Annotated in this window: 1 protein-coding gene and 1 pseudogene; one reads left to right on the top strand and one right to left on the bottom strand. The window is 50.4% G+C overall.

All coding sequences use genetic code 11. The annotated features are described in order from the left end of the window. A pseudogene (locus tag ACTHUM_RS14425) lies at window positions 1–592 on the bottom strand (glucose-6-phosphate isomerase); the annotation flags it as partial. Window positions 593–843: 251 nt separating this feature from the next. On the opposite strand from ACTHUM_RS14425, the gene ACTHUM_RS14420 reads away from it, so the two are divergent. Further along, window positions 844–1,279 (top strand): LacI family DNA-binding transcriptional regulator (locus ACTHUM_RS14420; RefSeq protein WP_440403214.1); only part of this gene is annotated, 436 nt, incomplete at its 3' end.

The following is a 1,279-nucleotide window of genomic DNA, read 5'->3' as shown; positions in this document are numbered from 1 at the left end:
CGGTGGTTTCGGGGTTGAGGCCGAGAAGGGTTTGGGCCAGGTCGGCATCATCGGAGTTGCTGACAAAGTGGACGCGTATGTTTTGCCAATAAGGCTGCAGCGCCTGTGTGGCCATGCGTGGCCCTAAATCGGAGCCGCCGATACCGATGTGAACCAAGTCGGTAATCGCTTTACCGGTAATGCCTGCGTGCGTGCCGTCTAAAAGTTGGCGTGCGAACTCGAATGCGCGGTTGAGTTCGTGATGAACATTTGGCACGATGTTTTCGCCGTCAACGTAAACAGGTTTGGCATTGGCAGGCAGGCGCAGGGCGGTGTGGAGGACGGCGCGGTGTTCGCTGGTGTTGATTTTTTCACCGCTGTTCATGGCCTGCATATATTGTGGCAAATCGGCTGCTTCGGCGAGTTGGCACAATAAGTCAAGGGTGTTTTCATCTAGGCGGTTTTTACTGTAATCAAATAACAAACCGTGCAGAATTTCGTGCATATTGTTGAAACGTTCGGCATCTGCCGCGAAGCGTTCGCGCAGGGTAACGTGTTGAGTACCGGCATGATGGGTTTCCAAGGCCTGCCATGCGTCTGAGTATGCGGACATTTCGTTTCCTTAGTATGTAACGGTAAACAAGCAGGGTATCTATTTTCTGCTTTTTGTAGTTGTTTGTAGTTTAACAAATTTGGACAACTTTTGGGAGGTGGGAGGGTCGGTTTTGTTTAAGAAATGTATGCGAAATGCAATGAAAACGGTTGATTATCATCAAGTTTCTGTAAAAAAGGGGGTATGACACCGATGTCTGCTGTGTTATCCTATGTAACATTATTGAAATCTTGTCGGGACAGGTCCGTAAGATGGCTACAATTTATGATGTCGCTGCTTATGCCGGGGTATCTCCCAAGACGGTCAGCCGGGTGATTAACGGCGATGCGTCGGTCAGTGATAAAACCCGTTCTAAAGTAGAAACAGCGATTGCTGCTTTGGGCTATATTCCGTCTTCTGCGGCGAGGATTATGCGGTCACACCGTTCTGGCTTGATCGGTCTGATTACCGGCGCCATTTCGCGGACAGGCGAGAATACGGGCGGACACGGCATACCGGATATGTTCTTGATTAAGGGCATTCAGCAGCGGATTCGCGCACAAGGCAAGATTTTGATGATTGCCGACATCGACAACAAGCCGGGTCAGCCCGGTCAGATGGAGCCACTGATCCGTACCTTTATGGAGCATCGTGCCGAGGGGATTTTATATGTGGCAGGTTTCCATCAGGAAGTATTGCTGCCGGAAG

Source organism: Neisseria sp. P0021.S006 (assembly GCF_051956895.1).
Note: the sequence above shows the minus strand (reverse complement) of the source record. Positions and strands in the feature narration are given on the sequence as shown.